This window comes from Pseudomonas sp. FP2254 (assembly GCF_030687695.1).
Lineage (GTDB): Bacteria > Pseudomonadota > Gammaproteobacteria > Pseudomonadales > Pseudomonadaceae > Aquipseudomonas > Aquipseudomonas quebecensis.
In genome coordinates this window covers 4,038,700-4,055,176 of record NZ_CP117444.1, presented here as the reverse complement: position 1 = coordinate 4,055,176, position 16,477 = coordinate 4,038,700, and the positions used below count along the sequence as shown (strand labels likewise).

General features: G+C 62.1%; 10 protein-coding genes. 5 read left to right on the top strand and 5 right to left on the bottom strand.

Going from position 1 to position 16,477, the window contains the following annotated elements; genetic code table 11:
* Positions 1-60: 60 nt before the first annotated feature.
* Positions 61-1,248, bottom strand: coding sequence for a benzoate/H(+) symporter BenE family transporter (locus PSH94_RS18575; protein ID WP_253508900.1), 1,188 nt, complete (start codon positions 1,246-1,248; stop codon positions 61-63).
* 225 nt (positions 1,249-1,473) lie between these two features.
* On the opposite strand from PSH94_RS18575, the gene PSH94_RS18570 reads away from it, so the two are divergent.
* Positions 1,474-2,238 carry a GntR family transcriptional regulator gene (locus PSH94_RS18570; RefSeq protein ID WP_016979279.1) on the top strand — a complete coding sequence of 255 codons (765 nt, stop codon included), beginning with the start codon at positions 1,474-1,476 and terminating at the stop codon, positions 2,236-2,238.
* A 76-nt stretch (positions 2,239-2,314) separates the two neighbouring features.
* On the opposite strand, the gene guaD is transcribed toward PSH94_RS18570, so the two are convergent.
* The 4 genes from guaD to xdhA all read right to left on the bottom strand — a co-directional run bounded on the left by guaD (position 2,315) and on the right by xdhA (position 8,426).
* Positions 2,315-3,619: a guanine deaminase gene (gene guaD, locus PSH94_RS18565; RefSeq protein ID WP_305435542.1), complete on the bottom strand. Its 1,305-nt coding sequence runs from the start codon at positions 3,617-3,619 to the stop codon at positions 2,315-2,317.
* 7 nt (positions 3,620-3,626) lie between these two features.
* Positions 3,627-4,469, bottom strand: a complete 843-nt coding sequence (gene xdhC / locus PSH94_RS18560; protein ID WP_181076117.1) for a xanthine dehydrogenase accessory protein XdhC — start codon at positions 4,467-4,469, stop codon at positions 3,627-3,629.
* A 116-nt stretch (positions 4,470-4,585) separates the two neighbouring features.
* The gene (gene xdhB / locus PSH94_RS18555; RefSeq protein ID WP_253508896.1) at positions 4,586-6,985 is read right to left on the bottom strand and encodes a xanthine dehydrogenase molybdopterin binding subunit; all 2,400 of its coding nucleotides are present in this window, start codon (positions 6,983-6,985) and stop codon (positions 4,586-4,588) included.
* Entirely contained in the window at positions 6,978-8,426 is a 1,449-nt protein-coding gene (xdhA, locus tag PSH94_RS18550; protein WP_305435541.1) for a xanthine dehydrogenase small subunit, read from the bottom strand. The genes xdhB and xdhA overlap by 8 nt, the downstream gene beginning before the upstream one ends.
* A gap of 279 nt (positions 8,427-8,705) precedes the next feature.
* Between xdhA and PSH94_RS18545 the strand changes: the two genes are divergently transcribed.
* The 4 genes from PSH94_RS18545 to ligA all read left to right on the top strand — a co-directional run bounded on the left by PSH94_RS18545 (position 8,706) and on the right by ligA (position 16,461).
* Entirely contained in the window at positions 8,706-9,365 is a 660-nt protein-coding gene (locus tag PSH94_RS18545) for a GntR family transcriptional regulator (protein WP_181076111.1), read from the top strand.
* Between the two features lie 2 nt (positions 9,366-9,367).
* Positions 9,368-12,856: a chromosome segregation protein SMC gene (gene smc / locus PSH94_RS18540; RefSeq protein ID WP_305435540.1), complete on the top strand. Its 3,489-nt coding sequence runs from the start codon at positions 9,368-9,370 to the stop codon at positions 12,854-12,856.
* A gap of 292 nt (positions 12,857-13,148) precedes the next feature.
* Positions 13,149-14,009, top strand: coding sequence for a cell division protein ZipA (gene zipA, locus PSH94_RS18535; RefSeq protein WP_253508888.1), 861 nt, complete (start codon positions 13,149-13,151; stop codon positions 14,007-14,009).
* Positions 14,010-14,094: 85 nt separating this feature from the next.
* Entirely contained in the window at positions 14,095-16,461 is a 2,367-nt protein-coding gene (ligA, locus tag PSH94_RS18530) for an NAD-dependent DNA ligase LigA (RefSeq protein ID WP_305435539.1), read from the top strand.
* Positions 16,462-16,477 lie beyond the last annotated feature (16 nt).

Below are 16,477 nucleotides of genomic sequence, written 5' to 3'. Positions count from 1 at the left end.
GAAGCTTGAAGCTTGAAGCTTGAAGCTTGAAGCTTGAAGCTTGAAGCTTGCAGCTAACCCCTACCTCCGCCCATTCAGAATCAGCAGCGTCAACACCCCCGCCACAATCCCCCAGAACGCCGAGCCGATGGAAAACAGCGTCAAGCCCGAGGCGGTGACCATGAAGGTGATCAGTGCCGCTTCCCTCTCTCTGGGTTCATTCATCGCAATGCTCAAGCCGTTGATGATCGAGCCGAACAACGCCAACGCCGCAATCGACAGCACCAGTTCCTTGGGCAACGCTGCGAACAACGCCGCCAATGTCGCGCCGAACACACCGGCGATGCCGTAGAACACGCCGCACCAGACCGCCGCCGTGTAACGTTTGTTACGGTCTTCGTGAGCGTGAGGCCCGGTGCAGATGGCCGCGCTGATCGCCGCCAGGTTGATGCCGTGGGAGCCGAACGGCGACAGCACCAACGAGGCCAGGCCGGTGGCGGTGATCAGCGGCGAGGCCGGCACGTTGTAGCCATCGGCGCGTAACACCGCCACGCCCGGCATGTTCTGCGAGGTCATCGCCACCACAAACAGCGGAATGCCGATGCTGATGGTGGCCGCCAGCGAGAAGTGCGGCGTGGTCCACACCGGCGTGGCGACTTCCAACTCAAACCCGCTGAAGTCCAGCAGCCCCATCGCCCCCGACAGCAGGGTGCCGATGATCAGCGCGGCGAGCACGGCATAGCGCGGCGACAGGCGTTTGATGATCAGGTAGGTGAAGAACATCCCCAGCACCAGGCCGGTGCGATGCTGGGCGGCGACGAAAATCTCGCTGCCGATCTTGAACAGAATGCCGGCCAGCAACGCCGCCGCCAGTGACGCTGGAATACGCTTGACCAGTTTTTCAAAGCTGCCGGTCAAGCCGCACAGCGTCACCAGCACCGCACAGGTGATGTAAGCGCCAATGGCTTCACCGTAGCTCACGCCGCCCAGACTGGTGATCAACAGCGCCGCGCCGGGAGTGGACCAGGCGATGGTGATCGGCGTGCGGTAACGCAGGGACAGGCCGATGCTGCACACCGCCATGCCGATGGAGATCGCCCAGATCCATGAAGAGATCTGCGCCGTGGTCAAGCCGGCGGCCTGCCCGGCCTGGAACATCAGTACCAGGGAACTGGTATAGCCGGTCATCATCGCGATAAAGCCGGCGACAACGGCCGATGGGGATGTGTCCGCCAGCGGGCGCAGGCGCGCTTGGGTGGCTTCGGTCATGGAAAGGTGTTCCTTTTACCTGGGTTTGGCCGGTGGAGGTGCGGATTCAAGCCTAAACTCAAACGCTGATACCCATTGCAATACAGCCGGCGGCGCAAACAGCCGTACAGTGTGTTGGCTCATTGGGTTGTGTACAATGTGCCCTGTTTTTAGCGGATACTTGCCAGCGACCCGCTGTTGCCGTATTACCGATAATTCGCCGCCGTTCTCCAAACCCGAGTGCCCATGAACGAACAGTTGCAACCTCTCAAGAAACAACCGCGTGCCGGCAAGGCCGGTCGCAGCGGAACCCAGGACGATATCGTCTACGCGCATATTTTCGAGGCCATCCTTGAACAACGCCTGGCACCCGGCACTAAATTGAGCGAAGAGGCACTGGGCGAAATCTTTGGCGTAAGCCGCACCATCATTCGTCGCGCCCTGTCGCGACTGGCCCATGAAGGCGTGGTGTTGCTGCGACCCAATCGCGGCGCGGTGGTGGCCAGCCCGAGCGTGGAAGAAGCGCGCCAAGTGTTCCTGGCCCGGCGGCTGGTGGAGCGAGCGATTACCGAATTGGCGGTGCAGCATGCTACCGCCGAGCAACTGGCCGAGTTGCGCCAGATGGTCAACGACGAGCGCGACAGCTTTTCCCGTGGCGATCGCGGTGCCGGTATCCGCCTCTCCGGCGAATTCCACCTCAAGCTGGCCGAAGCGGCGAAGAACGCACCGCTGATCAGCTTCCAGCGCAGCCTGGTGTCCCAGACCTCGCTGATTATCGCCCAGTACGAAAGCGGTAACCGTTCCCACTGTTCCTACGATGAACACACGCAGTTGATCGATGCGATCGAAGCCCGCGACGCGGTATTGGCGGTGAACCTGATGATGCATCACATGGATCACATCGACAGCAAGCTCAACCTCGACGAAGAGAGCGCGTCGGATGATCTGCATGCGGTGTTCTCGCATCTGTTGCAGACCAAAAAGCCTGGGCGTTCCTCGATAAAGCTGTAATTTTCCTGATGTGCCAGGGACAAAATGTGGGAGGGGGCAAGCCCCCTCCCACATTGGTTTTGTGCTGTGGCCGAGATCAGCGCTGGTGCACCAGTTGGCCGGCGGCATAGGTCTGCAGCACCGCCCGGTCATCCCCCAGGGTCATCAGTACAAATAACGTCTCGTCGATGCTGTTGGACTGCTTCAGGCGGTAGCTGAGCAGTGGTGTGGCGTTGTAGTCCAGCACCAGGAAGTCCGCGTCCGTGCCCGGCTGCAACGTGCCGATTTTGTCTTCCAGGCGCAGCGCCCGTGCACCGCCCAGGGTGGCCAGGTACAGCGATTTGAACGGGCTCAACCGCGCGCCCTGCAACTGCATGACCTTGTAGGCTTCGTTAAGGGTTTGCAGCAGCGAGAAACTGGTGCCGCCTCCCACATCGGTGCCCAGGCCAACGTTCAGTTTGTGCTTCTCGGCCATCGGCAAGTTGAACAGGCCGCTGCCCAGGAACAGGTTCGAGGTCGGGCAAAAGGCGACTGCCGAGCCGGTTTGCGCCAGCCGTGCGCATTCGTCGTCGCACAGGTGCACGCCGTGGGCAAACACCGAGCGCTCGCCCAGCAGCTGGTAATAGTCGTACACGTCCAGGTAGCCGCTGCGCTCCGGGAATAGTTCTTTCACCCACTGCACTTCCTGCAGGTTCTCGCTGATGTGGGTCTGCATATACAGATCCGGATATTCCCCCAGCAGCTGCCCGGCCAGTGTCAATTGCTCCGGCGTGCTGGTAGGGGCGAAGCGTGGCGTGACCGCGTAATGCAGGCGGCCTTTGCCGTGCCAGCGCTCAATCAGGGTTTTGCTGTCCTGATAGCTGGACTCGGGCGTGTCGGTCAGATAATCCGGGGCGTTGCGGTCCATCATCACCTTGCCGGCGATCATGCGCAGGTCGAGCTTCTCGGCTGCTTCGAAAAACGCGTTCACCGATTGTGGGTGCACGCTGCCGAACACCAATGCGGTGGTGGTGCCGTTGCGCAGCAGTTCCTTGATGAAAATATCCGCTACTTGCTCGGCGTGGGCCTTATCGGCGAATTGGCTTTCGCAGGGGAAGGTGTACGTGTTGAGCCAATCCAGCAACTGTTCGCCATAAGCGCCAACCATGCCGGTCTGCGGCAAATGGATATGGGTGTCGATCAGGCCGGGGGTGATCAACGCGTCCTGGTAATGGGTCACGTCGATATCGGCCGGCAGCGTCGGCAGCAAGTCGCCGGCGTGCCCGACGGCGCTGATGCGGCCGTTGTCGATCACCAGCAGGCCGTCTTCGAAATACTCATAGGAGGCTTCGATCCCCACCTCGGCGGGGTCGGCGATGCTGTGCAGGATGGCGGCGCGGTAGGCTTTGCGAGTCAAAGGCATGGTGGTCTCAATGGGTAGCTTGGCTGCGGCGTGACACCGGCAGCAGTTTGGCAATGGGTTCGGCGCTTGCGTTGTGCTGGCCGAAATTGGCGTTATAGGTGGCGATGATTTCGCCGGCGATGGAGATGGCGATCTCCACCGGTAATTTGCCCTTCACCTCGGCGAGGCCCATGGGGCAGCGCATGCGTTGCAGTTGGGCGGTGTCGAAGCCGCGATCGCGCAGGCGGTGTTCGAACTTGACGCGTTTGGTCTGCGAGCCGATCAGGCCGAAGTAGGCGAAATCGTTGCGTTTGAGCAAGGCCGCGCTGAGTTCCAGGTCGAGGGCGTGATTGTGGGTCATGACGATGCAGTAACTGCCCACCGGCAAGTCGGCGATTTCGTCGACCGGTTCTTCGCTGACGATTTTACGCACGCCCTCGGGGATCTGTTGCGGAAACTCCTGCTCGCGCGAATCGATCCAGCGCACTCGGCACGGCAGGCCCGCCAGCAACGGCACCAGCGCGCGGCCCACATGGCCGGCGCCGAACACCGCAATCTGCGCCTGCACCTGGCCCATGGGTTCGAACAGCAGCACGGTGACGCCACCGCAGCATTGGCCCAGGCTCGCGCCCAGGCTGAAGCGCTCCAGGTGGGTGTTCTGCTGGCCACGGGCAAGCATCTCGCGGGCGATCTGCATCGCTTTGTATTCCAGGTGCCCGCCGCCGATGGTGTCGAAGGTCTGGGCGGCGCTGATGACCATCTTGGAACCGGCATTGCGGGGCGTGGAGCCGAGTTCTTCGATGATGGTCACCAGGACGCAGGGTTCGCCCTGGTTCTGCAGGTCGGCGAGGGCGCTGATCCAGTTGTTCATAGTCACCTCTTGTGGTGTCTGTCAGGCCGCTATCGGGGGCAAGCCCCCTCCCACATTTGAAAGCATTCGCAGATCACTATGTGGAAGGGGCTTGCCCCCGATGGCAGCACCTCGATCTAGAGCGAAGCCATCTCGGTTTCAGTCTCAATGGCTGTCGCCGCCTGCAACTGGCGCATCTGTTCACACCCCCACAACACCCGCTCCGGTGTTGCCGGCGCGTCGATCTTCGGCTGATGGCGATAACCTGCAAGGCTTGCGACCGCATCCTTGATCGCACACCACGAGGCAATGCCGAGCATGAACGGCGGTTCACCCACGGCCTTGGAGTGGAACACCGTGTCTTCCGGGTTCTTGCGGTTTTCCACCAACGTGACCCGCAGGTCCAGCGGCATGTCGGCGACCGCCGGGATCTTGTAGCTGGCCGGGCCGTTGGTCATCAGTTTGCCTTTGTCGTTCCACACCAGTTCCTCCATGGTCAGCCAGCCCATGCCCTGGATGAAACCGCCTTCCACCTGGCCGATGTCGATGGCCGGGTTCAGCGAAGCGCCCACATCGTGAAGGATGTCCGTGCGCAGCATCTTGTATTCGCCGGTCAGGGTATCGACGAGCACTTCGCAGCAGGCCGCGCCAAACGCGTAGTAATAGAACGGTCGGCCGCGCGACTGGCTGCGGTCGTAAAAGATTTTCGGGGTCTTGTAGAACCCGGTGCTCGACAGCGAGACCTGGGCGAAGTACGCCTGTTGGATCAGCGTCTCGAAGGTCAGGATCTGCTCGCGCACGCGCACATGACCGTTGTGAAACTGCACATCCGCTTCACTGACGTCGTACTTGCGCGCGGCGAATTCCACCAGGCGCTGCTTGATGGTTTCGGCGGCATTCTGCGCGGCCTTGCCATTCAGGTCGGCACCGCTGGAAGCGGCGGTCGGCGACGTGTTGGGTACCTTGTCGGTGTTGGTGGCGGTGATCTGCACGCGATCGATGCCGACCTGGAACACTTCGGCTACCACTTGGGCGACCTTGGTGTTCAAGCCCTGGCCCATCTCGGTGCCGCCGTGGTTCAGGTGGATGCTGCCGTCGGTGTAGACATGGATCAGCGCGCCGGCCTGATTGAGGAAACTGGCGGTAAACGAAATGCCGAATTTGACCGGGGTCAGCGCCAGGCCTTTTTTCAGGATCGGGCTGTGGGCGTTGTAGCGGCGAACCGCTTCGCGGCGCTCGGCGTATTGGCTGCTGGCTTCCAGTTCGGCGGTCATCTCCTCAAGCAGGTTGTGCTCGACGGTCTGGTAGTAGTGGGTGACGTTGCGCTCGGTCTTGCCGTAGTAGTTGGCCTTGCGCACCGCCAGCGGGTCCAGCGCCAGATGACGGGCGATGGCGTCCATCACCTCCTCAATCGCAACCATGCCTTGCGGGCCGCCGAAACCCCGGTAAGCGGTATTGGACGCAGTGTTGGTCTTGCAGCGATGGCCGTTGACCGTGGCGTCGCCCAGGTAATAGGCATTGTCGGCGTGGAACATGGCGCGGTCGACAATCGAGTTCGACAGGTCCGGCGAGCAGCCGCAGTTGCCCGCCAGTTCCAATTGGATGCCATGCAGACGACCGCTGTCGTCGAAGCCCACGTCGTATTCGATATAGAAGGGGTGACGTTTGCCGGTCATCAGCATGTCTTCGACCCGCGGCAGGCGCATCTTGGTCGGCTGGCCGGTCAGGTGCGCGATCACCGCGCACAGGCATGCCGGGCTGGCGGCCTGGGTTTCCTTGCCGCCGAAGCCACCGCCCATGCGGCGCATGTCCACGACGATTTTGTTCATCGACACGTCCAGCACTTCGGCCACCAGCTTCTGTACTTCGGTGGGGTTCTGGGTCGAGCAGTAGACGATCATGCCGCCGTCTTCGGTGGGCATCACCGAGGAGATCTGGGTTTCCAGGTAGAAGTGTTCCTGGCCGCCGATATGCAGCGTGCCCTGAATGCGATTTTTGGCCGTGGCCAATGCACCCGCCGAATCACCGCGCTGGTGCGTGTGGCTGTCGAGCACGAAGTGCTTGTTGCGATAGGCCTCGACCACATCCAGCACCGGTTCCAGGTCCTGGTATTCGATCACCGCCGCCATGGCGGCTTTGCGCGCGGTCTCCAGGTCGCGGGCGGCCACGGCCAGCACCACCTGGCCGACGAACTGCACGGTGTCGATGGCCAGCAGCGGGTCGCCGGGCAGCAGCGGGCCGATGTCTTTAAGCCCCGGCACGTCTTCATGGGTGATGACAATACGTACGCCGTCAAAGGCGTAGCAGGGTGCGGTGTCGAGGCTGAGGATGCGCGCGTGGGCGCGGTCGGACAGGCGAGCGTACACATGCAACTGATTGGGGAATTCCAGGCGGTCGTCGATGTACTGCGCCTCGCCCGAGACGTGCTTGGCGGCGCTGTCATGCTTGACGCTGCGCCCGACTCCGCTGGTCAAGTCCTGGGCGAACAGTTCGGCCAGCTCGGCCTGGGTTTTTTCCACGGCGTGATGGTTAGACATAAGCGGTCACCCGAGTCTCGATGTGCGGTGTTTGCAGCTCGATAAAGTATTTGCGCAGCAGGTTCTGCGCACTGAGCAGGCGGTATTCCTTGCTGGCGCGGAAGTCCGACAGCGGCGTGAAGTCCTCGGCCAGGGCGGCGCAGGCTTTCTCGACCGTGGCGGCGTTCCAGGTGGCGCCCACCAGTACGGCCTCGCAGTGTCGAGCGCGTTTGGGCGTGGCGGCCATGCCACCGAAGGCCACGCGGACGGTCTGGACCACACCGTTGTCGAGGGTCAGATTGAAAGCGGCGCAGACGGCGGAAATATCGTCATCCAGGCGTTTGGACACCTTGTAGGCGCGGAACAGCGTATGGCCCTTGGGCACGATGATCTTCTCGATGAATTCGCTGTCCTGGCGCGCGGTGACGCGGTAATCGATGAAGTAGTCTTCCAGCGCCAGGGTGCGCCGGGTGTTGCCTTTGCACAGCACGATCTGCGCGCCGAGTGCGATCAGCAGCGGCGGCGAATCGCCGATCGGCGAGGCGTTGCCGATATTGCCGCCTAGGGTGCCCTGGTTGCGGATCTGCAGGGAGGCGAAGCGGTGCAGCAGATCGCCGAAGTCCGGGTATGCCTGGTGCAATACGGCGTAGCAGTCGGAGAGCGGGGTGGCGGCGCCGATTTCCAGGCGGTCGTCGAACGACTCGATGCGCTTCATTTCTTCAATGTTGCCGACGTAGATCATCACCGGCAGCGTGCGGTGGAACTGAGTGACCTCCAACGCAAGGTCGGTGCCGCCGGCCAGTAGACGGGCTTGCGGATAGGCGTCGTAAAGGTCGGCCAGGTCGGCCACGGTCAGGGGCACCAGGCAACGTTTGTCGCCGCTGTTGAGTTCGCCGGTCTGGGTTGGTGCGATGCTTTTGAGGCGCGCGATGGTGTCGGCCTGGCGGCTGTCGAACTGGTCCTTGGGCTTGTTGCTGCAGGCCTGTTCGGCGGCGGCGAGAATCGGCCGGTAACCGGTGCAGCGACACAGATTGCCGGCCAGCGCTTCGTGGGCCTTGGCGCTGTCGGGGGCGTCGCTGTTCTTTTGCAGTGCGAACAACGACATCACGAAACCGGGGGTGCAAAAACCGCATTGCGAGCCGTGGCACTCCACCATGGCCTGCTGCACGCTGTGCAGTTGGCCCTGGTGCTTGAGGTCCTCGACGCTGATCAGTTGCTTGCCGTGCAAAGACGACACAAAGGTCAGGCACGAATTGAGGCTGCGATAGCGAATGTGCTCGACGCCTTGATCATCGGTGTGCAACTCGCCGACTACCACGGTGCATGCACCACAGTCGCCGCTGGCGCAGCCTTCCTTGGTACCGGGTTTGCCCAGGTGCTCGCGAAGATAATTGAGCACGGTCAGATTGGGGTCCAGGGCGTGCTCGCTACGGAGTTCCTGGTTGAGTAAAAACTGGATCACGGAAGGCCTCGCAGACTCATTATTGTTGTTAACCGCTGTGGGCCGAATCTAGTCATGTCTGACTTTTCGGTCAATTGTTTTCTGACCTAAGGGTCAAGAAAATGCGGTCACAACCCATTCAATTATGGTTCAGTCTTCTGGAAACGGCGTTTTTGGCGGCTTGTAGATGGGGAGAGCTGCTTATTTCATGCCAATTCGCGACAGTGGGCGTAGCGCCATCAGCGGGCCAATGCGCTACACTGCCGCGCTTGTATCGATAGACGATTTTGAAGGAAACCCATGACGTTCAAGGCGCCGGACAGTCTCGCCGAGCAGATCGCTCACCACCTCGCCGAACGTATCATTCGCGGCGATCTCAAGCCTGGGGAGCGTATCCAGGAACAGAAGGTCACGCTGGCGCTCAATGTCAGCCGCGGCTCCGTGCGCGAAGCCCTGCTGATCCTTGAACGCCGGCACCTGATCGCGATCCTGCCGCGCCGTGGCGCTCACGTCACCGAGCTGACCGCACACAAGGTGCAGAGCCTGTGCACGTTGATGGGCGAGTTGTACATCCTGCTCGGCAATGCAGTGGCGCAGGGCTGGCAGACCCAGGCCGACATGGCGCCGTTCGTGCAGATCCAGCAGCGTTTGGTGAGCAACTTCGAGCGTCAGGATATCCGCGCCTTCGTCGAAGAAAGCTTCAATGTGATGCGCGCCGCGTACCCCTTCGCCAACAACCCGTACCTGCAGGAAACCGTCGAAAACCTGCAACCGGCGATGAACCGCGCCTATTACCTGGCGCTGGACCAGCGCAAGGCCGAGATGAGCGAGTACCTGGCGTTGTTCGAGCAACTGCTCGCCGCCGTGCTGGCCCGTGACCTGCCGCAGATTCGCCAAGTGCTGTCGGCCTACGGCCAGCGCAGTTGCTCGTTGGTCATCGCTGCGTTAACGGACGCCTGAACGTGCGGCTCAAGTGCATCAAACTGGCGGGGTTCAAATCCTTCGTCGACCCGACCACGGTGAACTTCCCCAGTAACATGGCGGCGGTGGTCGGGCCCAATGGCTGCGGCAAGTCGAACATCATCGACGCCGTCCGCTGGGTGATGGGCGAGAGCTCGGCCAAGAACCTGCGCGGCGAGTCGATGACCGACGTCATCTTCAACGGCTCCACCAGCCGCAAGCCGGTGAGCCAGGCCAGCATCGAGCTGGTGTTCGACAACTCCGACGGCACCCTGATCGGCGAATACGCGGCCTACGCGGAAATCTCCATCCGCCGCAAAGTCACGCGCGACAGCCAGAACAGCTACTTCCTCAACGGCACCAAGTGCCGACGTCGCGACATTACCGATATCTTCCTCGGCACTGGCCTCGGCCCGCGCAGCTACTCGATCATCGAACAGGGCATGATCTCCAAGCTGATCGAAGCCAAGCCCGAGGACCTGCGCAACTTCATCGAAGAAGCGGCCGGCATCTCCAAGTACAAGGAGCGCCGTCGCGAGACCGAAAACCGCATCCGCCGCACCCACGAAAACCTCGCCCGCCTGACCGACCTGCGCGAAGAGCTCGAGCGCCAGTTGGAGCGCCTGCACCGCCAGGCCCAGGCCGCCGAAAAGTATCAGGAGTACAAGGGCGAAGAGCGCCAGCTCAAGGCGCAACTGTCGGCCCTGCGCTGGCAGGCCTTGAACGATCAGGTGGGCCAGCGCGAAGCCATCATCGGCACCCAGGAAATCAGCTTCGAAGCGCTGGTGGCCGAGCAGCGCAACGCCGACGCCAGCATCGAACGCCTGCGCGACGGGCACCACGATCTGTCCGAGCGCTTCAATCTGGTGCAGGGCCGCTTCTATTCCGTGGGCGGCGATATAGCTCGCGTGGAGCAGAGCATTCAGCACGGACAGCAACGCCTGCGCCAATTGCAGGACGATCTCAAGGAAGCCGAGCGCGCGCGCCTGGAGACCGAATCCCACCTGGGCCACGACCGCACCTTGTTGCTGACCCTCGGCGAAGAGCTGGACATGCTCATCCCCGAGCAAGAGATCACCAGCGCCGCCGCTGAAGAAGCCGCCGCTGCCCTGGAGGAAGCCGAAGCCACCATGCACGGCTGGCAGGAGCAGTGGGACGCTTTCAACCTGCAATCGGCCGAACCGCGACGCCAGGCCGAGGTGCAGCAGTCGCGCATCCAGCAACTGGAAACCAGCATGGAACGCCTGGCCGAGCGCCAGCGCCGCTTGCAGGAAGAGCGCGTGCTGCTTGCCGCCGACCCGGAAGACGCGGCGATCATGGACCTCAGCGAGCAACTGGCCGAAAGCGAAATGACGCTGGAGGAGCTGGAAGCCAGCGAAGAACAGCAAGTCGAGCGCCTGGAGCAACTGCGCCAGCAATTGCAACAGGCGACCCAGGCGCAGCAGCAGGCTCAGGGCGATTTGCAGCGGCTTAACGGGCGTCTGGCATCCCTTGAGGCGCTGCAGCAAGCCGCGCTGGACCCCGGCACCGGCACCGCCGAATGGCTGCGCGACCAGCACCTGGCCGAGCGCCCGCGTCTGGCCGAAGGTTTGAAAGTCGACGCCGGTTGGGAGCTGGCCGTGGAAACCGTGTTGGGGGCCGACCTGCAAGCCGTGCTGGTGGACGATTTCGGCGGCTTCGACCTCGCCGGGTTTGCCCAGGGCGATCTGCGTTTGCTCAGCCCCGCCGCCGATGGCGCACGGGTGCCGGGCAGCCTGCTGGATAAGGTCGAGGCCGCGATTGATCTGTCGCCGTGGTTGGGCCAGGTCAAGCCGGTCGACTCCCTGGAGCAGGCCCTGGCCCAGCGCGGTGAGCTGGCGGAAGGCGAAAGCCTGATCAGCCGTGACGGTTACTGGGTTGGCCGCCACTTCCTGCGTGTGCGCCGCGCCAGCGAAGCGGAAAGCGGCGTTCTGGCCCGTGGCCAGGAAATCGTCAGCCTGAGCGCCGAGCGCGAAGAACGCGAAGCCACCCTCGAACGTCTCGAAACCGAACTGCAAACCCTGCGCGCCACCCAGCGCCAGCAAGAGACCGGCCGCGAACACCTGCGTCGCCTGTTGCAGGATGAAGCGCGCCAGCAAGGCGAACTCAAGGCGCAACTGTCGGCGAGCAAGGCCAAGGTCGAGCAACTGACCCTGCGCCGCACCCGGCTCGACGAAGAGGTCGCCGAGATGGGCGAACAACGCGCCCTGGAGCACGAACAGATCGGCGAAGCGCGCCTGCACTTGCAGGAGGCGCTCGACAGCATGGCCCAGGACACCGAACAGCGCGAACTGCTGCTGGCCCAGCGTGACAGCCTGCGCGAGCGCCTCGACCGTGTGCGCCAGGAAGCGCGCCAGCACAAGGACCACGCCCATCAGTTGGCCGTGCGCCTGGGCTCGCTCAAGGCCCAGCACGCGTCCACGGCCCAGGCTCTTGAGCGCCTGGAGATGCAGTCCGAACGCCTGACCGAAAAGCGCGAGCAACTGAGCCTCAACCTGGAGGAGGGCGAAGCGCCGCTGGAAGAGTTGCGTCTCAAGCTCGAAGAGTTGCTCGACAAGCGCATGACCGTCGACGAAGAGCTCAAGACCGCGCAGATCGCCCTGGAAGATGCCGACCGCGAATTGCGCGACGCAGAAAAACGCCGGACCCAGGCCGAGCAGCATTCCCAGTTGATCCGCGGCCAGCTCGAACAACAGCGCATGGAATGGCAGGCCCTCACCGTGCGTCGCAAAACCCTGCAGGACCAATTGCTGGAAGACGGCTACGACCTGCACGGCGTGCTCAATACCTTGACCGCCCAGGCCAACGAGAAAGACGCCGAAGAAGAACTCGAACGCATTGCCGCGCGGATTCAACGCCTGGGCGCGATCAACCTCGCCGCTATCGATGAATATCAGCAGCAGTCCGAGCGCAAGCGTTATCTGGATGCCCAGGACGCCGACCTGGTGGAGGCACTGGATACCCTGGAAAACGTGATCCGCAAGATCGACAAGGAAACCCGCAACCGTTTCAAAGATACCTTTGATCAGATTAATGGCGGTTTACAGGCCTTATTCCCAAAAGTTTTCGGTGGCGGCAGCGCCTACTTGGAACTGACGGGCGAAGATCTACTCGATACAGGGGTGACGATCATGGCGCGTCCGCCAGGGAAGAAGAACAGCACCATCCATTTGCTCTCCGGCGGCGAAAAAGCCCTGACTGCGTTGGCGTTGGTGTTTGCCATCTTCAAGCTGAACCCGGCGCCGTTCTGCATGCTCGATGAAGTGGATGCACCGCTGGATGATGCGAACGTGGGGCGCTATGCGCGGCTGGTCAAGGAGATGTCCCAGACCGTGCAGTTCATCTATATCACCCACAACAAGATCGCCATGGAAATGGCTGATCAATTGATGGGGGTGACGATGCACGAGCCGGGTTGTTCGCGCCTGGTGGCGGTGGACGTGGAAGAGGCGATGGCGATGGTGGACGCCTGACGGCAAGCTTCAAGCGGCAAGTGAGTCAGCTTGAAGCTTGTCGCTCAGGGCCTGTGGGTCACAGTTGGCGTCTGCTGTAGGAGATTGCCTGCTACGCCTGAAAGCTGGCAATTCGACACATTTCGCGCCAACTGTGTAAAGTTATCTTTGGTCGTGCTAGTTTAATGTCAATTTTTCGTGTGCGTGGGCAAAACGTCAGTCAGAACATAGAGTTGGCGCCACGTTTTAAAGCGGTTTGCACGGTGCTAAACCCCTTATTTTTCAGCATTTTTTATTAGAGGCACGGGATTACATGGAAATCGGTCTGCGCGAGTGGCTGATCGTCATCGGCATTATTGTCATTGCCGGTATTCTTTTTGATGGCTGGCGCCGCATGCGCGGTGGCAAGGGCAAGCTCAAGTTCCGCCTGGACCGCAACCTGTCCAACTTGCCCGACGATGACGGCAGCGCCGAGTTGCTGGGCCCGCCCCGTGTGCTGGACACCCATAAAGAGCCTCAGTTGGACGAGCACGACCTGCCGTCGATGAGTGCGCCGGTGCGTGAAGCCCGCGAGCCGTCGTCCAAACGCGGCAAGCGTGCCAACCCGGTGGCCGAGCCACAACAGGGCGACTTGAATCTTGACGTAAACGAAGGCCCCGGTTTCAGCAGCCGCGACGACGATTTCCCGGATGAAAACACCAGCAGGAACGCGCCGCGCCAATCGGTCAACGATCAGCCGGCTGCCGAAGAAGTCCTGGTGATCAGCGTTATTTGCCGCGATGCGGGCGGCTTCAAGGGCCCGGCATTGCTGCAGAACATCCTCGAAAGCGGCCTGCGCTTCGGCGAGATGGATATTTTCCACCGCCACGAAAGCATGGCCGGCAATGGCGAAGTGCTGTTCTCCATGGCCAACGCGGTCAAACCGGGTACTTTTGATCTGGACGATATCGACCTGTTCAGCACGCCGGCGGTAAGCTTTTTCCTCGGCCTGCCGGGCCCGCGTCACCCCAAACAAGCGTTCGACGTGATGGTGGCCGCAGCGCGCAAGCTGTCTCAGGAGCTCAACGGCGAGCTCAAGGACGACCAGCGCAGCGTGCTGACCGCCCAGACCATCGAACACTACCGTCAGCGTATCGTCGAGTTCGAGCGTCGCGCCCTGACACAGAAACGCTGAGGATTGGCTTCCAGCGTTGTCATTAGAATAAGCGCACCAACATTTGAGCAGCTTCGGCTGCTCTTTTGCTTTATGAGAGAACACCATGACCGCCGCCCACACCCGCATCCTCGAACTGCGCGCTGAACTGGATCAGCACAACTACCGCTACCACGTTCTCGACGAGCCGAGCATTCCGGACGCCGAGTACGATCGCCTGTTCCACGAGCTCAAGGCCCTCGAAGCCGAGCACCCGGAGCTGGTCACGCGCGATTCTCCGACGCAGCGGGTCGGCAGCGCGGCGTTGTCGGCGTTTACTCAAGTCAAGCATGAGATCCCGATGCTCAGCCTGGGCAACGCGTTCGATGAAGCCACCATGCTTGAGTTCGATCGCCGCGTCACCGAGGGCCTCGATCTGCCGGTGGGCGATCTGTTCGGCGGCGGTGCGGCGGTGGAATACAGCTGCGAGCCGAAGCTCGACGGGCTGGCGGTCAGTCTGTTGTACCAGGACGGCGAGTTGATACGCGGTGCCACCCGCGGCGACGGCACCACCGGCGAAGACATCAGCGTCAACGTGCGTACCGTGCGCAATATCCCTTTAAAGCTGCATGGCAGCGGCTGGCCGGCGACCCTGGAAGTGCGCGGCGAAGTGTTCATGTCCAAGGCCGGTTTCGAGCGGCTCAACGCGTCGCAGTTGGAAGTGGGCGGCAAGACCTTCGCCAACCCGCGCAACGCCGCCGCCGGCAGCCTGCGCCAGCTGGATTCGAAGATTACCGCCAGCCGCCCGCTGGAGTTCTGCTGCTACGGCATCGGCCAGGTCACCGCCGATATCAGCGACACGCATATCGGCAACCTCAAGCAATTGCAACAGTGGGGGCTGCCCATCAGTCATGAGCTGAAACTGGCCAAGGGTATTCAGGAATGCCTCGACTACTACCGCGACATCGGCGAGCGGCGTAACAGCCTGCCGTATGAAATCGACGGTGTGGTGTTCAAGGTCAACAGCCTTGCCTCCCAACGCGAGCTGGGCTTTCGCGCCCGCGAACCGCGCTGGGCCATCGCCCACAAATTCCCGGCCATGGAAGAACTGACCGAACTGCTCGATGTGGAATTCCAGGTCGGCCGCACGGGCGCCGTGACGCCGGTCGCGCGCTTGAAACCGGTCAAGGTTGCTGGTGTAACCGTGGCCAACGCCACCTTGCACAACATGGACGAAGTGGCGCGACTGGGCCTGATGATTGGCGACACCGTGATAATCCGCCGCGCCGGCGATGTCATCCCGCAGGTGGTTTCGGTGGTCACCGAGCGCCGCCCGGAACACGCACGCGCGGTGCAGATCCCTGAAAGCTGCCCGGTGTGCGGTTCCCATGTGGAGCGCACGCAACTGGTCAAGCGCAGCAAAGGCAAGGAAACCGTCAGCGAGGGCGCGGTGTACCGCTGTGTCGGGCGCCTGGCCTGCGGCGCGCAGCTCAAGCAGGCGATCATCCACTTCGTGTCGCGTCGCGCCATGGACATCGACGGCCTGGGTGACAAGACCATTGAGCAACTGGTGGATGAACACCTCATCGGTTCCCCGGCTGACCTCTATAAGCTCACGTACGAGCAGATCATCGACCTGGAAGGCTTCGCCGATATCTCCAGCAAAAAGCTGATCGCCGCCATCGAAAACAGCAAGTCGCCGACCCTGGCGCGCTTTATCTACGCCTTGGGTATTCCCGATGTGGGCGAGGAGACCGCTAAGGTGCTGGCGCGCTCGCTGGCCTCCCTTGCGCGCGTGCAACAGGCTTTGCCGGAAGTGCTCACGTACTTGCCGGACGTGGGCCTGGAAGTGGCGCATGAGATCCACAGTTTCTTTGAGGACGGCCACAACCAACAGGTGATCGGCGCGTTGCTGTCGCCGGACGAATGCGGCCTGCAGTTGCAGGAGCAGGGCGATCTGAGCGCCGAATTCGCCGCCAGCGCCACCCTCGGCGGGTTGCTCGACAAGCTCAATGTGCCCAGCGTCGGTCCCGGCGCCGCGCAGAAACTGGCGGACAGATTCGGCAGCCTCGACGGCGTAATCCAGGCCGACTGGCTGGACATGCGCCAGGCATTGCCCGAGAAGCAGGCCAAGGCCGTGCGTGACTTTTTCGATAACCCGCAGAATGCGCGCCGCGCCTTGGCGATCGAGCAGCAGCTCAAGGACTTCGGCATGCACTGGCACAGCGAGAAAAAAGTCATCGAAGGGTTGCCCGAAGCCGGCCACACCTGGGTGCTGACCGGCTCGCTGGAGCTGATGAGCCGCGACGTGGCCAAGGACAAGCTGGAAAGCCTGGGCGCCAAGGTGGCCGGCTCCGTCTCGGCCAAGACTCACTGCGTGGTCGCGGGCCCCGGCGCCGGCTCCAAGCTGACCAAGGCTACCGAGCTCGGTTTGAAAGTACTGGATGAAGAGGCATTTATCGCTTTCCTGGCCCGGCACAACTTATCTGTCTGACGGCGTCAGCAGCGCG